The organism is Micromonospora sp. NPDC023956 (assembly GCF_040639195.1).
In the GTDB taxonomy this organism is placed as follows: domain Bacteria; phylum Actinomycetota; class Actinomycetes; order Mycobacteriales; family Micromonosporaceae; genus Micromonospora.
Genome location: NZ_JBEZZN010000004.1, coordinates 141,221 through 161,774, shown reverse-complemented (window position 1 = coordinate 161,774; position 20,554 = coordinate 141,221). Strand labels below are relative to the sequence as shown.

The following is a 20,554-nucleotide window of genomic DNA, read 5'->3' as shown; positions in this document are numbered from 1 at the left end:
TCTTGCGCCGCGCACGTCAGGAACGCCCGCACTACTGTCACCCGCCCCAGCCCGGCACCCACCGAACGGAGATCCCCTTGGGGAGCGACATTCACGCCTACGCTGAGATCCGCATCGACGGCCAGTGGCGCTACGCAGGCGACGACGCCTTTCCCGACAACGAGTACCCGAACGACCGGCACTGCCCCTTCGACGGGATACGCAGCTACGGCCTGTTCGGGTTCCTCGCCGACGTGCGGAACTACTCCAACACCCCGGTCATCGCCAACCCCCGTGGGCTTCCCGACGACGTGTCCCCGGAAGTGCGAGCCAAGAGCGACTCATGGGACACCGACGGACACACCCACACCTGGCTCGCCCTCGCCGAGCTGATCGACTTCGACTACGACCAGACGTTCACCGACACCCGCACCGACGGTGAACCCCCGGCGGCGAATCTGCGGGAGTTCCTCGGCGACTGGTACTTCGGACGGCTGAACCTGCTGACCGCGATGGGCGCTCCACAGGATGTACGGATCGTCTTCTGGTTCGACAACTGACCGGTCTGACCGGCGTGCATCAACGGCAGCCGACCAGCCTCTACCCCAGCGAGCCAAGGACTCACCGATGGCCGCGCTTTCCGCAGGCAGAAAGGGTTTGTGGGCGCGGCAGGTTTCGAACCTGCGACCCCTCGCTTGTAAGGAGAAAAGGCGTCAGCGATTAAGAACTCCTAACTCTGTGAGCGTTGCAGCCTGCGCCAGCAGACGATGGCGCAGGCGAGGGTGAGAAACGCTTCGTGGATGTCGTCGCGGATCTCCCAGCGGATTCGGAGGCGGCGGAACCAGTGCAGCAGGGCGATGGTCTGCTCGACGACCCAGCGTCGGGTGCCGAGGCTGGATCCGTGACCGACACCGCGTCGGGCGATGACGGGTGTGATGCCGCGCGTGCGTAGCTCGCGGCGATAGCAGTCGAAGTCGTAGCCCCGGTCGGCGTAGATCCGGTCGGACCGTTGCCGGGGCCCGCCGCGGATGCCCTTGATCCGTGGGATCTTGTCGACCAGGGGCAGCAGTTCGGTGACGTCGTGGCGGTCGCCGCCGGTCAGGCTCGCGGCAAGGGGGATGCCGCCCGCGTCGGTGATGACGTGGTGTTTCGAGCCTGGCTTGCGGCGGTCGACCGGACTCGGACCGGTTTTGGCCCGCCCTTGAGCGCCCGGACGTGGGAGCCGTCGATCACCGCCCGGGACATGTCCAACTGCCCAGCGGCCCGCAGTCTGCCGAGCAGCACCTCATGCAGTCGTTGCCAGACACCGGCGTCGTTCCAGTCCCGCAACCGGCGCCAGCAGGTCATGCCTGAACCGAACCCAAGCTCTTGAGGCAGGTACTCCCACGGGATCGCGGTGTAGAGCACGAACAGGATTCCGCACCACACCTTGCGGCCATCGAGAGGCTTGCGGCCGGGGAACCGATGCCGTCGAGGCGGACGGGGCGGCAGCAGCGGTGCGATCTCGGCCCACAGTTCGTCCGAGACGACCCATGGCGGCTGCTCACCCCTCCTCACGTTCAGACAGAACGATCCTCACGTCCCGAGGACACGTCCAACATCATTTCGTTAGGAGTTCTTAGCGTTGCTGGCTGCTGCCGCCCGCGCCGAGGAACTGCTGGCCGGGGTGTCTCGTCTCGACGCGTTCCGCCGGGAGGAACCCGAACCCCGACTGGATGGCAACGCTGCGCGGGTACGTCCGCTCAAGCCGAGGAGCCGACGGTGACCGCCCCGGTGTGGCCGACGGTGATGGTCACCGGCCACCGCCCCCAACACCTCCCGGCGGCTGACCATGACTGGATCCGCGAACAACTCGACCGCATCGCCGTGAAGCTCCGCGACAAGCACGGCACCACGACTGGCATCACCGGCATGGCGTTGGGTGCGGACATGTGGTGGGCAGACAGCCTCTACCGCGCCGAGGTGCCGTACGCGGCGCACATCCCGTTCCCGCAGCAGCCCGACCCGTGGCCCGACCCCGAGGCCGTCGCTGAGTGGCACCGGCTGCGCGCCCTGGCCGCCGACGAGCACGTCTACGGCAACCTCGACGGCCTCACCGGGGACACCCGCAAGCGCCGCGCCGTGCAGCTCCTCCACGAACGGAACGGCGGCATGCTGGCCGCATCCAACGCGGCCGTAGCGGTGTGGCTGCGCGGCAAACGGTCCGGCGGCACCCACTCGGCCCTCCTGAAGGCCCACCAGCGCGGCATGCCGGTGGTGCTCGTGGACGTGCGCTCCCGCTTCGTTACTGTCCCCAGCCCACGCAGGCTCGACCAACTGCTGCACCCCGACCGTCCCGCAACCTTGCCCCTGCCCACGCAAGGAGAAGGCGCAACCACTCCTGGCGCCTCCCTATCGGGAGAGTGACCAATGGCTTGCTTGCAGTGATCACAAAGCGTCAAGATTCACCGCGATCCGGATCACCAGGTTATCCCCAAGGAGCAGGCATGCGGAAACTACTACCCACAGTTCTCACCAGCGCCGCCCTGGCGCTCGCACTCACAGGCTTCGCCGCGCCAGCCCACGCCGAAACCCCAGCCGTAACCGTGTCATCTCCCTGCTACGAGCCCGCCTACGGCAACGGCTGGGTGTACTGGACGGTCACTAACAACACCTCGGCCGACATCGAAGCCGCCATCACCAACGACACCGCGTCTCCCTACCCCCCGGTGTTCACGATCCCGGCAGGCGGCAGCGCCGTCCGGGAGACGCTCGGCGGCTACAGCGTGGACGTCACCGTCGAGGGCGTCGTCGTGGCCTCTGCCTCAGTCTCCCCCGACGCGCTCAGGGCATGTGGCACCACGGCGGCCAGCTTCAACCTGATCGTCGACTGCCGGCCAAGCCCGTACCAGGTCACCCTCCGCATCAAGAACGCCACCGACGAAGCACGCCAGTACAAGCTCGTCAAGCAGCGCGGCGAAGAGATGACCGGAACCGCCCTCCCCGGCAACACGTACATCACCGAGGACTGGGTGAAGCCCACCGACCGGTGGTCGCTCGAAATCGCAGGCTACAAGTACGTGCGCGTCGTCAACGAACCCGCATCTTGCAACGCCCCCACGCCAACGCCCACGGCAACCAACAACCCCACCCCGATCCCCACCGGCACGGTGACGCCGAGGCCAACCGGATCGCCAAGCCCCAACCCGACCAGCCCCGCGCCCACCGCCGCCGAACCGACCAGCCCCGCACCGACCATGGACCCCGTGTCCAACCTGTCCGGCCTGAACTCCGGCAACGGTGCGCTGACTGTAGGGTTCGCCGGCTTGGTGATCGGTCTGGCGGTCGGCGTCTCCGTCGCCATGCAGTTCCGCCGCCGCACCCACAGGACGAACTGATCGAGCCGTCCCGCCCGCAACGCACGACGACGCCCGGCATCAGTCCGGGCGTCGTTCCGTTGGTGCCCCATTCGATGTCACCGATCTTCACCCACGCTCGCCGCCGCCTCCCTGACGATGACCTGGGAGGAACAAGGAGAACCACACACAGACTGCGGAGGCGGTGAGCCCGGCCCAGCACCGCACCGGGCCGACATCAGGGCTCCTACGCCGACCGGTCGCACCCATGCTCGCCGCACCGGTCGACGAAGTGCCTGCCGGCCCGAACCTCCTGTACGAGCCGAAATGGGACGGCTGGCGATGCCTGGCCTTCCGAGGACACGACGGCGTGTACCTCCAGTCCCGCGCCGGACGAAACCTCACCCTCTACTTCCCCGACATCACCCGCGCCGTCAGGACCCTGCCCGCCGGCACAGTGCTCGACGGGGAACTCATCGTCTGGGACCGAGGCCGCACCAACTTCGCCCAACTCCAACGCCGCATCACCGCCGGCCGGGGTGTACTCCAACTCGCCAGCAGGCACCCCACTTTCTACAAGCCGTCGGTGCCGGTCGACGCCCGGCTGGACCTGTTGGGGACTCCGGCGATGCGGCGGGCGTGGGCCGAGGTGGAGGACGTCGAGCTTGCCTTGGATTGGGATCTGAACAACGACGGGTTTCCTACACACGAAGGTGATTACGTGCCCGAGGACTATCCGGGGCGTTTGCGCATGCTGGCTGCGATGGATGCTCTAGATGCGTCGGTGCGTGAGGCGTTGGGAGGCTCGTCTGCGTTGGCTACCCGACGGAAGGGCTGGTTCCGGGTTCTGCGCGCGGGAGCATGATCCGGAACAGCTAATTGACCTTGCCATCGGGACCGAAGCAGCCGGGAGGCGAGTTGCTTCGTTTGCTGCCGGCGTGCGCTGTGAGCATCCGGGGCGCAAGGAGTGGATAGGCTATCCGGTCGTTACGGGGTGGCCTATCCGCCAGCAGCTATGCCCGGCACGCGCCTACTCGTCCCACTCCTCGTAGTACCACTCTTCGTAGTAGACGACGTCGTCATCGTCGTAGTAGTCGCCGTGCACGTGGTTCCAGATGGCCCAGCCGACGCCGATGACGGCGAGGAGCCCGACGAGTCCGGCGGCGGCTTCGGTGTCCACGAGCGGAGGCTAGATTGCCGGTGGCCGCCGGCTTGGCGTTCTGTCGGGATGGCGTCGCTGGTCCGCTTGTCGCGGGACCGTAACCACTACGCCGTATTGGGGATTGGGGCATCGTTGGCCCTACGCTGTCCGGCCATGACCCCAGAGCAGATCACCACCGACGCCAAAGGGTGGAGCTACCTGACCGGTGCCCGTTTCGTAACCGTTGACGAATGGGAACTGGAAGCGCGACGGATCACCGCCACCAGCATGCACCTCTGCTGCTGGCCCGTCACCGCCGCCCTTGCTCTCGCCGCCGACGACGACGGGCTGATTCTCGACTTCGAGGACGAGAGCTTCTGCGAGGGTCCTCTGGTGGAGGCGATGTGCGGCGAGGGAGACGATCAGAGAGAGGCGGTGACGTACAACCTGTTCTCGTCGATGGCGCTGATGATGGCGATGTCCGAGATATTGAAAGCTGGCCTGGTAGCGGGGCGGAGGAACGGCGACCGCGTGGACTACCGGCTGACCCTGCCGGCGGGTGATGGGGGCGTAGAAGGCGACGTAGACCCGCCGGAGACGCACCCAGAGTGGGCTTTACGCTCTCCGACCATGACCTCAGGCCAGATCATCACCGGCACTGACGGGTGGAGCTTCCTGATCGGCGCCCGCTTCGTGGATGCAGAGGAGTGGGCGGAAGAGGCAGAAAAGTACCTCTCCGACGAGCAATCGGACCTCGGACCGCTGGTGGAAGGGCTGGTTCTTGCCGCCGACGACGGTGGGCTGGTCCTGGAATTCCAGCACGACAAATTCTGTGAGGGCCCGCTGTCGGATGCGGCACCCTTGGTAACGGATGTGTGGGATTGGCCGATGAGCTGGGACGAACTCGTGGCGATGCCGCTGTCGGAGATGGCGCTTAAGCTGGTGAAGGCTGGCCTGTTGGCGATGCGCAGCAACGGGGAACTGATGGACTATCAGCTCACCCTCCCTGCGGAGAAAGAGCCGGACGTGGAGCGTAAGCGAGAAGAGGCGGGGTGGTACCCACCTCATCGGGTGAACATTGATCCGTGGGGTGGGACGCGGTTGACGTTTGAGGGTGCTTCGGCCCGCAACGACGGCCCGCTGGTTCATCCGACTGTCTGGTTCGACCTGGGGGTCACCGCAGGTGGTAACGGCCTGACTTTTTCCTATCGGGCTTTGCTCACGGATGAGCAGGTGGATTCGCTGCTTCAGGCGTTGTTTCAGGCAAGGGAGGAGGCGCGACTCCTGGCGGCTCAGGAAGGCTGGCGCCCTTCTCAGGGTGAGAGTTTGAGGGGCGCCGGCTCGTCCGGCACGGATCCGGACCTGGACCTGGACCCTCCACCGTTCTGATCGGCTGTTCGGCGATGGAGGGGCCTCCGGGCGTTGGTGCGCCTTCCCGGACCGTGGACGTGTTGATGGCTGGGCTATCCGGTCGATACGCCTCGGATGGCCCCGGTGGAGGTGTCACCTCTCACCGGTACAACTGACTCATGGCTAACACCGAAGACCTACCACCTAGCGTCGCCAGCATCGCTGAGTACCTCGCCATGAAGGCCAAGGGCTACGACAACCACCTGAAGTGGAACGAGCAGGCCATGTTCAAGGCCGATCTCATGAACGTCCGCCACCGGTGGCACCGCGTCGAGCCTGGTGCCTTCGCGGGGAAGCTCCGTGACGAAGGTATGCGCGAGGAGGACATCGCCGAACTTGTCGACTGGCTCAAGAAGGCCCAGGCTGGCCGGCGTCTCGTCCCGGATCGCTCGTACCGAGAGTTCGTCTTCAACCCCCCTCCTGAGGAGTCGGGTGGCGGACCGGGTTATCAGAGCCTCGACTGGTAGCGCTCAAGCCCGACACGGTGAAGCCGCCCCTTCCTGCGAGATGGGGGCGGCTTCGTCGTTGCGGTAGACGTCGAGGGGCCGACGCGAGGTTGTAGTCGTGGAACCGGCAGTCCAGGTACGGTGCGCCGGTGATCAGCAGAACCCCCGCTCATGTCGCCGCCCTGCTCTGTGCCGTTCTGGCCTCGGGGTGTGCCAGTGACGACACCACCACGCCGGTTGCCGCGTCGAGCAGTGCGCCGGTCGCCGTCACTCCCAGCTTTTCGCCGAGCCCAACCTCCGACAAGGATCGGCTTGCCTGCCGGGCCGTCTACGCGCTGCCGAGGACTGCGAACCTGACGTCGGAGAATGTTCCCCCGGCACCGGCGGTGGCCCGCGAGGTGGGTTCTCTGGCTGCCGAGGCCGTTGATACGCGTATCTCCCAGGCTGGTGTGAATTTCGTGTCTATGGGTGAGCGGCTTGCCGCCGATCCGGATTCGATGCAGGTGGGGTTGTGGGCCAGTAAGGCTCAGATCGACTTGTTTCGAGCGTGCGTGGCGCGTTTCGGTAGTGGCCCTTGGTGAGTAGAGAGCAGGTTAGCCTGCGGCAGGGATTGTGGCGGTCCAGCCGGCGTGCGGCACCGTGACCCGTGAGCATTCCATCCGGGCTTCCGTCTGTCCCGGCGTACGGTGGCCTGCATGTATGCGCTCCTGCGCGGCGGCCCCGGCGACGGCCAGGTGGTTGACGCGCGGCGTTCTGAGGTGGTGTGGCGTGCCTGCCTGTACGAGCGGACGGCCGACGTTCAGGAGGTGCGGGGGCGGGAGGTGCGGGTGTACGCGCACCGACTGGACTGCTGTGAGGGCTACGGGCGGGGCGACGCCGACGGGTGCGAGTGAGCCGTGTTCGGCTCTGCCTCCATCGGCAAGAACGACAAGGGCCGGCCTAGACGCCGCGCATCACGTCGATCCGGTCGTAGGCCCTACGTGCTCGGGCTGCCTTCGCCGACCCCCAAAGTGGCGGAGCATCTGCGGCGAATACCAGCCGTTCAACTCCATCAGGTCCCCTCAGCACCCCCTCGTCCAGCCAGTTGTGGCTGAACGTGTGCCGGAACAGGTGTGGGTGGATGTCCAAACCCAGACGCTCGCCGCGCCGCTCAATGACCCGCGGAATGCCGGACGGAGTCATCGGCATGCGTCGCCGCACCCCGAACCACAGGGCGTCGAAATCCTTGGACGCCCTGTGCTCGCCACGCTTACGCAGGTAGCGGTCCAACGCAAGCGCACACTTGGCGTCGAACTTCACCGTGCGGGTCTTGTTGCCCTTGCCCACCACGACGGCAGTACGGTTCCGCACGTCCACGTCCTGAACTCGAAGGTTGGTGATCTCCGCTAGCCGGCAGCCAGTGCAGGCGAACAGCCGCAGCAGTGCCGCGTCTCGCCGGCCTCGAAGTCACGACCTGACTCGGCGTCCTTTACCAGTGCCTTCAGGTCTTCCTTGCTGATGACGTCGGGGGTCTTCTCCCCAATCTTCGGCGGCGGTGGTGGCCTGAAGGTCTTGAACGGGTCCGGGACCTCTTCCTCCTCGGCGAACCACTTGAAGAAAGCCTGCAAGCCTCGGGCGATGTTGTTCCGGTAGCCCTGCTCGTAGCCGATCTCCTGCATGTGCACGAAGAACTGGCGCAGCTCGTCCCGGCTCACCTGGTCCCAGGATCGGACCTTGGCGTTGAGCAGCAGCCAGCCGGCGAGCCATCCGGCGGCGTCGGTGTAGATGCGGATGGTGTTCGCGGACTTCTCGGCGACGCGCAGGGACAGCGCGAAGGAGTCGATCCAAGCGGAGTAAGGGCCGAGGTCTTTCGGTAGGTTGCCGCGCTTACTGGCCGTGTCCGCCACCACCACACAGCACTCGCGTGCCGTTCATCTCCTGCCGGTTTTCCCTGGCGGGGCGCGTGGTGGAGCGGTTTTCTGCCGTGACCGGGCTGTGGGGGTGGTCGTGGCGGTTGTTCGCGCTCGCCGGGGGTGTTCGGGGTGCCCCGGTGGACGTTTCCTGAGGATCGTCGATTCGAGTAGGCGAGTTCTGTCTGTGCGATTAAGCCTGGCCAACCCAGGCCCCTCTGCCTCTGTTTTCGCAGGTAGAGGTGGGTTTGTGGGCGCGGCAGGTTTCGAACCTGCGACCCCTCGCTTGTAAGGCGAGTGCTCTCCCACTGAGCTACGCGCCCGGACGCTCCGTACGGCAGGCCGGTGGCTGGCAGCTTACCTGCCAGCCACCGGCCCGGTCGAACCGAATGCCGGGGTGGGATCTCAGGCGGCGGCGATCTCCGCCAGCGCCTTGCGCCACACCTGCTGGTCGCGAGCCTCGCCGGGCATGTTCATCTCGGCGAAGCGGACCACGCCGGCCTTGTCGATCACGAAGGTGCCCCGGTTGGCGATGCCGGCGACGTCGTTGAAGACGCCGTACGCCTGGGCGACCGCCCCGTGCGGCCAGAAGTCGGCCAGCAGCGGGAACTGGTATCCCTCCTTGTCGGCCCAGACCTTGTGGGCGTAGACCGAGTCGACGCTCACCGAGAGGGCCTGAACGTCGTCGTTGACGTACTCGTTGAGGTTGTCCCGCACCTCGCAGAGCTCCCCCTGGCAGATGCCGGTGAAGGCGAGCGGGTAGAAGACCAGCAGCACGGTGCGCTTACCACGGAAGTCCGAGAGGCGGACCTCCTGGTTGTTCTGGTCCTTCAGCACGAAGTCCGGCGCCTCGGCGCCAACCTCGATCGGCATGCAAGCTCCTTGGTTAGTCACGGGTGGGACCAGCCTGCCACACCCGGTGCCGGGTGCGACGGCGTCACTTCTTGTTCTTGGACCCACGCCGCGGGACGAGACGGGCACCGCTCCAGTCCCGGCCGGCGTTGATGGTCGACGTCTGCTGGAGACCTGCGGTCTGCGCGGACTCGGCGACCTCACTCGCCTCGACGTGCCCCTGCCGCCCGGCCTTGGGCGTCAGCAGCCACACGACGCCGTTGTCGGCCAGCGGGCCGAGGGCGTCGACGAGGAGCTCGAAGAGGTCACCGTCGCCGTCCCGGTACCAGACCAGCACCGCGTCGACCACCTCGTCGGTGTCCTCGTCGACCAGCTCTCCACAGCGGTCGGTCAGGGCGTCCCGGAGATCGTGGTCGACGTCCTCGTCGTACCCCATCTCCATGACGACCATCCCCGGCTCGATCCCGAACCGGTCCGCCAGGCTGCGTACCCCGTCGGCGGCCTGACCAGCGGTCGCGCTCACTGTCGCGTGCCTCCTCATCTCATTCGCTGCTCCCGGCATCTCCTCCGACACCGTTAGGCAAAGTCCACACACTCGAGCCTTCCGGCGCAAGTGGCGCACCGGGTGGAACGGAATTTACCGCGCCAGCAGCGTACGGGCACCCTGGGTAATGGCTTCCTCCGACACCAGCACCTGCCGGGCAGCCGGACCTAAGGGTACGAAAGAGTCGACAGCAGCCACTCTCCGGGCAGCCCCGACATATCCGGCATCGACCAGGGCGGCGATCACCCCCTCACCGACTCCACCGGAGCGCCTCGTCTCGTCCACCACCAGCACCCGGCCCGTTGCCGACGCCTCCCGGATGATGTCCGGTACGGGCAGCGGCGCGAGCCAGCGCAGGTCCACCACCCGGGTACCGACCCCCTCGGCGGCGAGACGCGCCGCCGCGCGCAGCGACAGGCGCACTCCGTTACCGAACGTGATGATGGTGACGTCCTCGGCGGAACCGACGCCGTAGACCCGGGCCCGGCCGATCGGCACGTGCGCGCCCACCCAGCCGCCCGGCCCCTGGTACGGGTCGAGCCACTCGCCGTCGCCGTCGACGTAGAGGTCACGGGTGTGGTAGAGCCCGATCGGCTCCAGGAAGACGCAGACACTGCCGTCCACCGCCGCGCCGGCCAGGCAGGACCGCAGCATCGGCGCGGCGTCGTCGGCCCGCGCCGGGACCGCGACCACCAGGCCGGGCACGTCCCGGAGTACGGCCACCGAGTTGTCGTTGTGGAAGTGCCCGCCGAGGCCCTCCTGGTACGCCAGCCCCGCCACCCGGACCACCATCGGGTTGCGGAACGCCCCCCGGGAGAAGAACTGCATGGTCGCCGCCTCGCCGCGCAGCTGGTCCTCGGCGTTGTGCAGGTAGGCGAGGTACTGGATCTCGGGCACCGGCAGCATCCCGGCCATCCCCGCGCCGAGGCCGAGCCCGAGCACCGACGTCTCGTCGAGGAGGGTGTCGAAGACCCGGGACACGCCGAACCGCTCCCGCAGCCCCCTGGTCACTCCGTACACCCCGCCCTTGACGGCGACGTCCTCGCCGAAGACGGCCATCTCCGGATGGTCCAGCATGCCGTCGGCGAGCGCGGCGTTGATGCTCTGCGCGAGGGTGAGCCCGCCGGCCAGCTCGGGGAGGTTCCCGTCGAACGCGGCGGCCCTCGCCGCCGCCCCGGGGCCGCTGGCGCGGGCGGCGGCGTCGGCGACCGCGCGGGCCACCCGGAGCGGCCGGCGGGGCGCGAGCGGGGCGACGACCTCCGCCGCCGAGGCGAGCTTCGGTTCGGCGATGACCTCCTCGGCGACCTTGCGGATCTCCCAGCCGATCTCGTCGTAGCGGGAGATCAGCTCGGCGGGTGCGGCGAGGCCGGCGTCCACGAGCAGCCGCGCGGTGGCCAGCACCGGGTCCCGGTCCAGGTCCGCGGTGATCTCGGCGGCTCCCCGGTACGCGCTCTCGACGTCCGTGCCGGCGTGCCCCATCAGCCGGACGGTGCTCAGGTGCAGCACGGCCGGACGCCGGTGCCGGCGCACCCAGGCCGCGGCCTCGGTCGCTCCCTCGTACGCCCCGACCAGGTCGCACCCGTCCGCGCCGAAGTAGCGGATCCCCGGCCGGGAGCGCAGCATCGCCTCCACCCAGCCCTCGGGGGAACGGACGCTCAGGCCGAGTCCGTTGTCCTCGCAGACGAACAGCACCGGGACCCGCAGGCCGGTGTGGTCGCACCAGCCGGCGGTGTTCAGGGCGGCGGTGGCGCTGGCGTGGTTGATCGAGGCGTCGCCGAACGAGCAGACCACCAGCGCGTCCGCCGGCCACGGCGGCCGGTTGACGCCGGTGCCGCCCCGTCCCCCGAGGCGTCGGCCGACGCCGTCGAGCCGGCGCAGCCGTTCCAGGGCCAGCCCCATGCCGACCGCGCGGGGCAGGTGGGAGGCGACGGTCGAGGTGGTCGGGACGATGGCCAGGTCGGCCCGGCCGAACACCTTGTGCCGGCCGCCGGCGCCGGGCTCCTCGGCGGAGGCGACCACGCCGCGCAGCACGTCCCGCGCCGCACCGGCGTACGGGTCCGGCCTGCCGGCGTCGGTGTCGTCGCCGCCCGGGGCGTCCGCGCCGAGGTCCCCGGCGGGCACCTGGGCGGCCCGGACGCAGTAGAACGCGCCGGAGCGGTAGTGCAGCAGCGCCGGGTCGGTGGGGCGCAACGCTGCGGCCACCGCCGCGTTGCCCTCGTGCCCGGCGGAGCCGATCGTGTGGTAACCCTCGCCGAAGCTGCCGAGCCAGCGTGCCGCCAGGTCGAGTTGTCGGCTGGTGACCTGCGCGTCGAAGAGTTCGAGCGCGCGCGTCCCGGTCAGCGTGGCGCCGTCCCGGACGGGTTGCTCCGGGTCCCGTCGCTGCGCCGCGCCGGCCAGCGCGGCCAGGCTCTCCCGGAACCGGTCGTCGAGATCTTGCGGGGTGGTCACGTCGACAGCATTACCGACGACGGCCGAACCTGCCCACTCAGACACGGACCGGGGCAGGGGCCACCGCCCGGCCGACGCCGCCCGCCGCCCTGCGACCCCCGCCCGGTTGATCCGTTTTGTGGGGATCAGTCCAGGCAGTCCGCCGGGGCGCAGCCGCCGGAGACCTTCTGGACGAGCTGCCGCAGCGCGGCCAGTTCGTCGGTACCGAGGGCGGTGAGCAGCCGGGAGTCCGACAGCACCTGGTGCACGCGGGCGCGTACCTGCCGGCCCGCCTCGGTCACCACCAGGGTCTTGAGCCGCCGGTCGGCGCGGTCGACCCGGCGTTCGACCAGTCCGGCCCGTTCCAGCTTGTCGACCAGGGCGGTCACGTTGGAGCGGTCGCAGCGCAGTTGCTCGGCAAGGTCCCGGGCGGGTACGGGGTGGTCGGGGTCGAGTTCGTGCAGTGCGCGGGCGACCGCCGGGGTGAGGCCCAGTTCCGCGATCTCGACGTCCTGGCAGTGCCGGATCGCGGCGGCGAGGTGCATGATCCGGCGCACCGTGTCCCCGGCGAGCCCCGCGCGGTCGCCCAAGCCAGGAGTGGCGGAGGTCACGGTGCCCTGAGTCATGTCTGACATCCTACGGTCTGATCATCCATCGGCATCGTTCTCAGCCGATGCCGTACGAGGCCGGGGCCCGGTCGCCCTTCCGGAGCCCCGGCCAGTACGAACGGCGACGGTCAGTCGCGCCAGCCGGCGAGGTCGACGCCCTTGGCCAGCTCCACCCGGAAGCCCAGGCTCACCTCGCCGGTGCCGCCCGGCGCGAGCCGCAGCCGCCAGGTCAGCTCACCCAACTCCGTACGCTCGTCCGGGGCCGGGTCGAGCCGCGTCTCGCGGACCACCACGCCCTCGTCCCGGGAGACCGGGAGCTGGTCCCGCACGGTCACCGTCGCCACGCGCGGGGTGTGGTTGGCGACGGTGACCGCGTACTCCACGTCCCGCCGCCGGGTCGAGCCCAGGGTGGCCCGGGTGTCGCTGCGCCGGGTCAACGTCCGTTCCACCCGCACCCGGTCGTCCACGCCGAGCGCCAACTCGGTCTCCTCTCCCGGCGCCCAGGCCCGCAACCGGGTGCTGCCGACGAAGTCGGCGCCGTGGAAGATCGCCGCCGGGCCGGGCAGGAGGGTGTGCGTGGAGGTGTTGCGCACGGTGGCCCGCAGGTGGGCGACCGGCTCGCGGACCGGCGCGGTCACGTGGTCCAGGGCCGCCGGCAGGTCCAGCACCGCGACCGTCGCCCGGTGCGCGGAGCCGTCGGCCGGGACGGCGACCGACCGGGCCGGGCGGTACGTCGCCGCCGCGATCCCCTGCTCCACCTCGGCGACGCTCTGCCGCACCGGGGCGGGAGCGGGCGCACCGGCGCGGCCGGACTCCGCCGCGCCGAACGAGCGGGCCGCGGGGGCCGGCTTCGGGAGCGCACCGCCGGCCGGGGCCGACATCGGCATCGGCGGGGGCAGCGGCCGGACCCGATCCAGGTACCAGGGCGACAACTCGGGCACGGTGGCCGTCACCGCCGGCCGGGCGGTGGAGAGTTCGAGCCGGCACTCCGGCCAGTCCTCGCCGGTCTCCTGACTGACCAGGCCGAACCAGGTGAGCGTGACGACCTCGTCGACCAGCCGCAGGTCGTACGAGGGCTGCCAGCGGGCCCCGTCCACCACGTACGTCAGCTCCAGCTCGAGGTCGGCGACGGCCGGCCCGGAAGCGGTGGGGGCGCTGGACCCGGGAGCGGTGGGGGTGGCGGGAGTGGTGGCGCCGTCGTCGGGGGCCTCGTCGGTGACCAGGACGGTCACCTCGGCGAAGAGGCGGTCCGGGGCCCGCTTGGCGCGTACCTCCTTGAGGTGCCGGTCGACGGCCGCGAGCGACTCCGACACGTCGGTACGCCGCCGCGCCAGCTCCCGCTGCCGTTCGTGCCCGGCGGCCAGTTGCCCGGCGACCGAGTCGGCGAAGGCCGCGACGTCGGCCGGGGCCGCGTCCCCGCTGGCCAGCGCCCGTGCGTACGTCCCGCCGGCGCGCTGGGACAGCAGGGTGAGGAACTCCGCGCGCTGCGCCTCGACGGCGTCCGCGCCGTCCAGCGCGGCCAGTTCGTCGGTGAGCGCCCGGCGGCGCTGTTCCAGGTCCTGCGCCTGCTCGTCGGTGCTGCGCGCCTGGTGCCGGGTCACCAGGTCGACACCGAGCACGGTCGCCGGCCCCCGGCCTCCGACCCGCAGCGAGTCCCGGCGCAGGCCGAGCGGGAGCGGCCCGATCCGCAGCCGGTGCTCACCGGCGGCCAGGGGAACCGTGCCGCGCCGGGTCACCCGCGCCCGGTCGGCGTAGACGGTCACCGCCACGATGGGTGCGTCGATGTTCTCTGCCTTCATCGGCGCGAGGGTAGTCCGGTCCCGCACCTCCGGCCGGTCCGGGAAGGGTCAGGCGGGGAGGAAGGAGAAGCGGACCTTCCGGGTGGGGTTGTCGCCGTTGGTGTCGACCAGGCAGATCGACTGCCAGGTGCCGAGGGCCAGCCGGCCGGCGAGCACCGGCACCGTCGCGTACGGCGGGACGAAGGCCGGGAGCACGTGGTCCCGGCCGTGGCCGGGCGACCCGTGCCGGTGCCGCCACCGGTCGTCGGTGGGCAACAGCTCGTCGAGCGCGGTGAGCAGGTCGTCGTCGGATCCCGAGCCGGTCTCGATGATGGCCAGACCGGCGGTCGCGTGCGGCACGAAGACGTGCAGCAGGCCGTCGCCCTGACCGGAGACGAACCGCCCGGCCTCGGTGGTGATGTCCCGGACCGTGGGCCGGGAACCGGTCTGGACGGTGATCACCTCGGTACGCATACGTCGCATTCTGCCGCAGTCCGCGCACGCGGGCAGGCGGGCCGGCGTCGTACGGCACCGGCCACCACCGCGATTCCCCGGTCGGTGGCGTCAGTCGCCGCCGCCACCGCCACCGCCGCCACCACCGCTGTCGCCGCCGCCCGAGAAGCCGCCGCTGTCGCCGCCGGACCAGCCGCCGCTCGACGAGCCGCTGTCGGAGTAGCCCGACCGGCCGCTGTCGGAACGGTCACCGGTCTCGGCCGGGCCGTACCACCCGACGTCCCCGGTGGGGGCGGGGTACGGGTGGTGGGCGGCAGCCACGTACCCGCCCCGCGACCGGCGGGCACCGGGCCGGGCCGGGCGCGGGTCGATCACCAGCCGGACACCCAGCCCGGCCAGCCCCAGCCCGAGCAGGGCGATGGGCACCAGGGCTCCGTTACCGCCGAGCATGCCGAGGACCGCCAGCACGAGGGTGGGAACGCCGACCAGGACGAGGGCACCGGCCAGAGCGCGTCGGATCGTCATGCGGTCACGGTAGGAGCCGCGGGCAAGCGCCGGTCGATGGTTGCCGCCCCGGAAACGGACGGTGAACCGGCGCCTCGACCGGGGGCGGGAAAGCGCAGCTCCGGACCGGGTGGGACCACCGGTCGCAACCCGCTCGAAAGTTACTGGTCGGTACCTGTGTTGAGCGTCGCGTCTGGGGGAGGCAGACGTGACGACGGGTGCCACCAGAGGGCAGGATGGCGCTAGAGACCTATCCCACACACAACCGAGGGAACGCCTGTGGCCACGGAACGCAAGCGCCCGGTGATCACCGCCGGTCTGCCGAGCCAGCTTCCGGACATCGACCCTGAAGAAACCAGCGAATGGGTCGAGTCGCTCGACGGGGTCATCGACGAGCGCGGAACCAAGCGCGCGCGCTACGTGATGCTGCGCCTGCTGGAGCGGGCCCGGGAGCGTCAGGTGGGGGTGCCGTCGCTGACCACCACCGACTACATCAACACCATTCCGCCGGAGCGCGAGCCGTGGTTCCCGGGTGACGAGCACATCGAACGGCGGATCCGGGCGTACATCCGGTGGAACGCGGCGATGCTGGTGCACCGGGCGCAGCGTCCCGAGATCGGGGTGGGCGGGCACATCTCGACCTTCGCCAGCTCCGCCTCGCTCTACGAGGTCGGCTTCAACCACTTCTTCCGGGGCAAGGAACACCCGGGTGGCGGCGACCACATCTTCTACCAGGGGCACGCCTCCCCCGGTATGTACGCGCGCGCGTACCTCGAGGGCCGGCTGAGCGACGACCAGCTGGACGGCTTCCGGCAGGAGCTGTCCCACCCGGGCGGGGGCCTGCCGTCGTACCCGCACCCCCGGCTGATGCCGGACTTCTGGGAGTTCCCGACGGTCTCCATGGGTCTCGGCCCGCTGAACGCGATCTACCAGGCCCGGTTCAACCGCTACCTGCATCACCGGGGCATCAAGGACACCAGCCAGCAGCACGTCTGGGCGTTCCTCGGCGACGGCGAGATGGACGAGGTCGAGTCGCTCGGCGCGATCGGCGTGGCCGCCCGCGAGGAGCTGGACAACCTCACCTTCGTGATCAACTGCAATCTCCAGCGGCTGGACGGCCCGGTCCGGGGCAACGGCAAGGTCATGCAGGAGCTGGAGGCGTTCTTCCGGGGCGCCGGCTGGAACGTGATCAAGGTCGTCTGGGGCCGGGAGTGGGACCCGCTGCTCGCCGCGGACACCGACGGCGCGCTGGTCAACCTGATGAACACCACCCCGGACGGCGACTACCAGACCTACAAGGCGGAGTCCGGGGCGTACGTGCGGGAGCACTTCTTCGGCCGTGACCAGCGCACCCGCAAGATGGTCGAGCAGCTCAGCGACGACGAGATCTGGAACCTCAAGCGCGGTGGGCACGACTACCGCAAGCTCTACGCGGCGTACAAGGCGGCGATGGAGCACACCGGGCAGCCGACGGTGATCCTGGCCAAGACGATCAAGGGCTGGACGCTCGGGTCGCACTTCGAGGGCCGCAACGCCACCCACCAGATGAAGAAGCTGACGCTGGAGGACCTGAAGACCTTCCGCGACCGGCTCTACCTGGACATCCCGGACAAGGCGCTGGAGGACAACCCCTACCTCCCGCCGTACTACCACCCCGGCGAGTCGTCCGAGGAGATGGCGTACCTGCGCGAGCGGCGTCAGCAGCTCGGCGGCTACCTGCCCTCCCGGCGGACGGAGCAGAAGTCCCTGGCCATTCCCGGCAGCGAGCGGTTCTCCGACGTCAAGCGCGGGTCCGGCAAGCAGAAGGTGGCCACCACGATGGCCTTCGTCCGGCTGCTCAAGGACATCATGAAGGACAAGGAGTTCGGCAAGCGCTGGGTGCCGATCATCCCGGACGAGGCGCGCACCTTCGGGATGGACTCCCTCTTCCCGACGCAGAAGATCTACTCCCCGCACGGGCAGAAGTACACCTCGGTCGACCGGGAGCTGTTCCTGTCGTACAAGGAGTCGACCACCGGGCAGATCCTGCACGAGGGGATCAACGAGGCCGGTTCGGTGGCCTCGTTCACCGCGGCCGGTTCCGCGTACGCCACGCACGGCGAGCCGATGATCCCGCTGTACATCTTCTACTCGATGTTCGGCTTCCAGCGCACCGGCGACGGGTTCTGGGCGGCGGCCGACCAGATGGCCCGGGGCTTCGTGCTCGGCGCGACCGCCGGCCGGACCACGCTCAACGGTGAGGGTCTCCAGCACGAGGACGGCCACTCGCACCTGATCGCCGCCACCAACCCGGCGGTGGTCGCGTACGACCCGGCGTTCGCGTTCGAGATCGCGCACATCGTGGAGAACGGCCTGCACCGGATGTACGGCGAGGCGCAGGAGAACGTCTTCTACTACCTGACGATCTACAACGAGCCGATCCTCCAGCCGGCCGAGCCGGCCGAGGTGGACGTCGAGGGGCTGCTGCGGGGGATCTACCGCTACTCCCCCGCCCCGTCGGTGAACTCGCACGGTGACGCGCCCCGGGCGCAGATCCTCGCTTCCGGCACCGGCATGCAGTGGGCTCTCAAGGCCCAGCAGCTGCTCGCCCAGGACTGGGGGGTGGCCGCCGACGTCTGGTCGGTGACCTCCTGGACGGAGCTGCGCCGCGACGCGGTGCAGTGCGAGGAGCACAACCTGCTGAACCCGGGCACGGAGCAGCGGGTGCCGTACATCCAGCAGAAGCTGGCCGACGCCGACGGGCCGAAGGTCGCGGTCAGCGACTGGATGCGCGCGGTACCGGACCTGATCTCCCGCTGGGTGCCGGGTGACTACACCTCGCTGGGCACGGACGGGTTCGGCATGTCGGACACCCGGCACGCGTTGCGTCGGCACTTCCACGTCGACGCCGAGTCGGTGGCCGTCGCGACGCTCCGGCAGCTCGCGCTGCGCGGTGTGGTGCCGGCCGAGGTGCCGGCCGAGGCGGCCCGCAAGTACGCGATCCAGGACGTCAACGCCGCTCCGGTCGGCGAGACCGGCGGCGACTCCTGACCTGACGGACCGACGAGGGCCCGGCGCGGTACGACCGCGCCGGGCCCTTTCCGGTCCGTGGGCACCCGTGGCCACTCGGCGGGTGGACAGACGGCGGTGGCCCGGGTCCCTGGCGGGGACGTCGGGCCACCGCCGTCGCGGGCGTCGCCGGACCTGACCCGGCTCAGCCGACGGCGGCCAGGTCGGTCAGCCGGGCGAGCGAGTCCTCCAGGTCGGCGCCGACCCGACGCAGACCGAGCCGGAGCAGAGCCGCCTTGACCGGACCGGCCGGCCAGCGGACGACGATGAGGCGGACGACCGTGCCCCCCTCCTCCTCGTCGGCGGTCAGCTGGACGTAGATCTCGGTGCGCGCCTCCGCCCGGGCACCGGCCCCCTTGGCCCGTTCCCGCCAACCGATCAGGTTGGGTTCCTGGAAGGCGATCACCTCGGCCTCGTGCGCCGCACCGCGCCCGGCCTGGACCAGCTGCCGACGACCGTAGCCCTCTCCCGAGAGCACCTCGGCCGCCCGTACACCGGCCAGCCAGGCCGGCAACTGTTCGGCCCGCTGCACCACGTCCCAGACCGCTTCCACCGGCGCCGCCACGTGCGCACTACGTTCCACGAGGATCATTTCTATCTTTTCCCCCACTGCGGACATCCCACGATATTCCGCACTGTATGCGTCAAAACGGACAGATGCGGACGGGTTCCGAAAAGACACGCCGAAATCCCTTGACGAAAGGTCGGTCATGGCGCATAGCCGGATCGGGATCTAGAGTCCCGAATACGTTTCACTTTCTGTGGAGGGTGCATGCCGACCTCGACGCCCCCGTTCCCCGCCGGATTCCGCTGGGGAGTGGCCACCTCGGCCTACCAGATCGAGGGGGCCGCCCGGACCGACGGCCGCGGCCCGTCGGTCTGGGACACCTTCGCGCACCGGGCGGGCCGGATCGCCGACGGCAGCACCGGCGACGTCGCCTGCGACCACTACCACCGGTACGCCGAGGACGTCGCGCTGCTGGCCGGCCTCGGCGTCCGCGCGTACCGGTTCTCGGCCGCCTGGCCCCGGATCCAGCCGACCGGGGTCGGCCCGGCCGAGCCACGCGGCCTGGACTTCTACGACCGGCTGGTGGACGCGCTGCTGGCCCGGGGTATCGACCCGGTCGCCACCCTCTACCACTGGGACCTGCCGCAGTCCCTCGAGGACACCGGCGGCTGGCTGTGCCGGGACACCGCCCACCGCTTCGCCGAGTACGCCGATCTGGTCGCCGCCCGCCTCGCCGACCGGGTCCGGCTGTGGATCACGCTCAACGAACCGTTCGTGCACATGAGCTTCGGCTACGGCCTGGGCACCCACGCCCCCGGCCGGCAACTCCTGTTCGACGCCGTACCGGTCGCCCACCACCAGCTCCTCGGGCACGGGCTGGCCGTCGCCGCCCTGCGCGCCCGGACGACCGGCCCGGTGGCCCTGACCAACAACTACTCCCCGGTTCGGGTCCTCGGGGACAGCGACGCCGACCGGGCCGCCGGGGCGGCCTACGACGCGCTGCACAACCGGCTCTTCACCGATCCGGTGCTCGGCCTCGGCTATCCACCCGGCCTCGACCCCGGGCCGGAGGTGGTTCGGGACGGGGACCTGGCCACCATCGCCGCCCCGATCGACGTACTCGGCGTCAACTACTACAACCCGACCGGCGTCCGTGCCCCGGAGGAGGGCTCGCCGCTGCCGTTCGAGCTGGCCGACCTGGACGGGTACCCGCGCACCGCCTTCGACTGGCCGGTGGTGCCGGAAGGGTTGCGGGAGCTGCTGGTCGGCCTGCGCGACCGGTACGGCGACGCGCTGCCCCCGGTCGAGGTCACCGAGAGCGGCTGCGCGTACGACGACGAGCCCGACGCCGACGGGCGGGTCCACGACCCGGACCGGATCACCTACCTGGACGGTCACCTGCGCGCGGTACGGGCAGCCGTCGACGAGGGCGTGGACGTGCGCGGCTACTTCGTCTGGTCCCTGCTGGACAACTGGGAGTGGGCGGAGGGCTTCACCAAGCGGTTCGGCCTGGTGCACGTCGACGCCGCCACGCAGGCGCGCACGCCCAAGTCGTCGTACGCCTGGTACCGGGACCTGATCGCCCGCAGCCGTGGGGGCGGGGCGTGAGTTCCCGGGCTCCGACGCCCGACG

Annotated in this window: 22 protein-coding genes and 1 tRNA gene; 10 read left to right on the top strand and 13 right to left on the bottom strand. The window is 69.9% G+C overall.

From position 1 onward, the window contains the following. The first annotated feature begins 77 nt into the window (after window positions 1–77). Window positions 78–539 (top strand): hypothetical protein, encoded by a 462-nt coding sequence (locus AB0F58_RS10345; protein ID WP_357140853.1) that lies wholly within the window; start codon window positions 78–80, stop codon window positions 537–539. A 170-nt stretch (window positions 540–709) separates the two neighbouring features. Here the strand turns inward: AB0F58_RS10345 and AB0F58_RS10340 are convergent. Then, window positions 710–1,536, bottom strand: a protein-coding gene (locus AB0F58_RS10340) for an IS5 family transposase (protein ID WP_357140850.1) whose coding sequence is annotated in 2 segments (ribosomal slippage) — window positions 710–1,173 and window positions 1,173–1,536 — 828 coding nt in all. Because the reading frame shifts where the segments join, the coding sequence is not laid out codon by codon here. A 204-nt stretch (window positions 1,537–1,740) separates the two neighbouring features. Between AB0F58_RS10340 and AB0F58_RS10335 the strand changes: the two genes are divergently transcribed. From AB0F58_RS10335 to AB0F58_RS10325, 3 genes are all read left to right on the top strand, one after another. Then, window positions 1,741–2,385 (top strand): hypothetical protein, encoded by a 645-nt coding sequence (locus tag AB0F58_RS10335; protein WP_357140847.1) that lies wholly within the window; start codon window positions 1,741–1,743, stop codon window positions 2,383–2,385. Window positions 2,386–2,465: 80 nt separating this feature from the next. Then, window positions 2,466–3,356, top strand: a complete 891-nt coding sequence (locus AB0F58_RS10330) for a hypothetical protein (RefSeq protein ID WP_357140844.1) — start codon at window positions 2,466–2,468, stop codon at window positions 3,354–3,356. A gap of 226 nt (window positions 3,357–3,582) precedes the next feature. Beyond that, window positions 3,583–4,179, top strand: coding sequence for a hypothetical protein (locus tag AB0F58_RS10325; RefSeq protein ID WP_357140840.1), 597 nt, complete (start codon window positions 3,583–3,585; stop codon window positions 4,177–4,179). 165 nt (window positions 4,180–4,344) lie between these two features. Here AB0F58_RS10325 and AB0F58_RS10320 read toward each other — a convergent pair whose 3' ends face one another. Then, window positions 4,345–4,494, bottom strand: a complete 150-nt coding sequence (locus AB0F58_RS10320; RefSeq protein WP_357140837.1) for a hypothetical protein — start codon at window positions 4,492–4,494, stop codon at window positions 4,345–4,347. 135 nt (window positions 4,495–4,629) lie between these two features. On the opposite strand from AB0F58_RS10320, the gene AB0F58_RS10315 reads away from it, so the two are divergent. The 4 genes from AB0F58_RS10315 to AB0F58_RS10300 all read left to right on the top strand — a co-directional run bounded on the left by AB0F58_RS10315 (window position 4,630) and on the right by AB0F58_RS10300 (window position 7,204). Next, window positions 4,630–5,844, top strand: a complete 1,215-nt coding sequence (locus AB0F58_RS10315; RefSeq protein WP_357140834.1) for a hypothetical protein — start codon at window positions 4,630–4,632, stop codon at window positions 5,842–5,844. 140 nt (window positions 5,845–5,984) lie between these two features. Then, window positions 5,985–6,332, top strand: a complete 348-nt coding sequence (locus tag AB0F58_RS10310; protein ID WP_357140832.1) for a hypothetical protein — start codon at window positions 5,985–5,987, stop codon at window positions 6,330–6,332. Window positions 6,333–6,460: 128 nt separating this feature from the next. After that, window positions 6,461–6,892 (top strand): hypothetical protein, encoded by a 432-nt coding sequence (locus tag AB0F58_RS10305; RefSeq protein ID WP_357140829.1) that lies wholly within the window; start codon window positions 6,461–6,463, stop codon window positions 6,890–6,892. A 114-nt stretch (window positions 6,893–7,006) separates the two neighbouring features. Then, window positions 7,007–7,204: a hypothetical protein gene (locus AB0F58_RS10300; RefSeq protein WP_357140826.1), complete on the top strand. Its 198-nt coding sequence runs from the start codon at window positions 7,007–7,009 to the stop codon at window positions 7,202–7,204. A 46-nt stretch (window positions 7,205–7,250) separates the two neighbouring features. On the opposite strand, the gene AB0F58_RS10295 is transcribed toward AB0F58_RS10300, so the two are convergent. From AB0F58_RS10295 to AB0F58_RS10250, 10 genes are all read right to left on the bottom strand, one after another. Then, window positions 7,251–7,691 carry a tyrosine-type recombinase/integrase gene (locus tag AB0F58_RS10295; RefSeq protein WP_357141800.1) on the bottom strand — a complete coding sequence of 147 codons (441 nt, stop codon included), beginning with the start codon at window positions 7,689–7,691 and terminating at the stop codon, window positions 7,251–7,253. A gap of 5 nt (window positions 7,692–7,696) precedes the next feature. After that, window positions 7,697–8,203: a hypothetical protein gene (locus AB0F58_RS10290; RefSeq protein ID WP_357140823.1), complete on the bottom strand. Its 507-nt coding sequence runs from the start codon at window positions 8,201–8,203 to the stop codon at window positions 7,697–7,699. Between the two features lie 248 nt (window positions 8,204–8,451). Beyond that, a tRNA-Val gene (locus AB0F58_RS10285) sits at window positions 8,452–8,523 on the bottom strand. A gap of 82 nt (window positions 8,524–8,605) precedes the next feature. Continuing rightward, window positions 8,606–9,073, bottom strand: a complete 468-nt coding sequence (locus tag AB0F58_RS10280; protein WP_357140820.1) for a peroxiredoxin — start codon at window positions 9,071–9,073, stop codon at window positions 8,606–8,608. A 64-nt stretch (window positions 9,074–9,137) separates the two neighbouring features. Further along, on the bottom strand, window positions 9,138–9,575 hold the full coding sequence (locus AB0F58_RS10275) for a DUF3052 domain-containing protein (RefSeq protein ID WP_357140817.1): 438 nt from the start codon (window positions 9,573–9,575) through the stop codon (window positions 9,138–9,140). A gap of 114 nt (window positions 9,576–9,689) precedes the next feature. Beyond that, window positions 9,690–12,044, bottom strand: a complete 2,355-nt coding sequence (locus AB0F58_RS10270) for a transketolase C-terminal domain-containing protein (RefSeq protein ID WP_357140814.1) — start codon at window positions 12,042–12,044, stop codon at window positions 9,690–9,692. Window positions 12,045–12,169: 125 nt separating this feature from the next. After that, window positions 12,170–12,649: a MarR family winged helix-turn-helix transcriptional regulator gene (locus AB0F58_RS10265; protein ID WP_357140811.1), complete on the bottom strand. Its 480-nt coding sequence runs from the start codon at window positions 12,647–12,649 to the stop codon at window positions 12,170–12,172. Between the two features lie 110 nt (window positions 12,650–12,759). Then, window positions 12,760–14,430 carry a DUF4139 domain-containing protein gene (locus AB0F58_RS10260; protein ID WP_357140808.1) on the bottom strand — a complete coding sequence of 557 codons (1,671 nt, stop codon included), beginning with the start codon at window positions 14,428–14,430 and terminating at the stop codon, window positions 12,760–12,762. A gap of 48 nt (window positions 14,431–14,478) precedes the next feature. Next, complete coding sequence (locus AB0F58_RS10255) at window positions 14,479–14,883, bottom strand: YjbQ family protein (RefSeq protein WP_357140805.1); 405 nt, start codon at window positions 14,881–14,883, stop codon at window positions 14,479–14,481. A 90-nt stretch (window positions 14,884–14,973) separates the two neighbouring features. Next, on the bottom strand, window positions 14,974–15,387 hold the full coding sequence (locus AB0F58_RS10250) for a hypothetical protein (RefSeq protein ID WP_357140802.1): 414 nt from the start codon (window positions 15,385–15,387) through the stop codon (window positions 14,974–14,976). Between the two features lie 258 nt (window positions 15,388–15,645). On the opposite strand from AB0F58_RS10250, the gene aceE reads away from it, so the two are divergent. Further along, window positions 15,646–18,396 carry a pyruvate dehydrogenase (acetyl-transferring), homodimeric type gene (gene aceE / locus AB0F58_RS10245; RefSeq protein WP_357140799.1) on the top strand — a complete coding sequence of 917 codons (2,751 nt, stop codon included), beginning with the start codon at window positions 15,646–15,648 and terminating at the stop codon, window positions 18,394–18,396. Between the two features lie 163 nt (window positions 18,397–18,559). Here aceE and AB0F58_RS10240 read toward each other — a convergent pair whose 3' ends face one another. Continuing rightward, on the bottom strand, window positions 18,560–19,006 hold the full coding sequence (locus AB0F58_RS10240; protein WP_091459609.1) for an SRPBCC domain-containing protein: 447 nt from the start codon (window positions 19,004–19,006) through the stop codon (window positions 18,560–18,562). 180 nt (window positions 19,007–19,186) lie between these two features. On the opposite strand from AB0F58_RS10240, the gene AB0F58_RS10235 reads away from it, so the two are divergent. Continuing rightward, window positions 19,187–20,530: a GH1 family beta-glucosidase gene (locus AB0F58_RS10235; RefSeq protein WP_357140795.1), complete on the top strand. Its 1,344-nt coding sequence runs from the start codon at window positions 19,187–19,189 to the stop codon at window positions 20,528–20,530. Window positions 20,531–20,554: the final 24 nt, after the last annotated feature.